We start from the raw sequence: 413 nt of genomic DNA on the forward strand, positions 1-413 counted from the left end.
GCCAGGAGCACCGCAAAAGGTCCACCCAGCGGCAACACGTACCGCGGCAACGTTCCCGGGATCAGCAAGACCAGTACAAAAGCGCCGCCGACCGCGAACGCCGCGCCGCGCATCACGGCGGTCAAATCACCGGCGGTCTTCCGTCGCACGGCCAACACGAGCACCGGCGCGAGCAACACCCACGGCAGCTGATCCGCCAGCGCTCGCGGCAAATTGGTGAAGTAGTTCTCGGCGTTGAATTCACTCTCGGTGAAACGTTCGATCCCCTGCCGTTTCCAGACTTCCGCAGCTTGCTTCGTCTCTGGCGCCCGGAAATACGGGACGGCCCAAGCCGCAAAAATCCCGGCAGTCAGCAGCAAGCCGACGACCGGCGCGGGATGCAGCAGCCGCCGCCATTCGCGCGTGCTCCAAGC

The 413-nt window shown here is 65.1% G+C and carries 1 protein-coding gene; it reads right to left on the minus strand.

Annotated elements, in window-relative coordinates:
* On the minus strand, nt 1–413 hold a 413-nt coding region (locus D7Y13_RS46580; RefSeq protein WP_208734709.1), incomplete at both ends, for a hypothetical protein.

This window comes from Corallococcus praedator, from assembly GCF_003612125.1.
In the GTDB taxonomy this organism is placed as follows: Bacteria; Myxococcota; Myxococcia; order Myxococcales; family Myxococcaceae; genus Corallococcus; species Corallococcus praedator.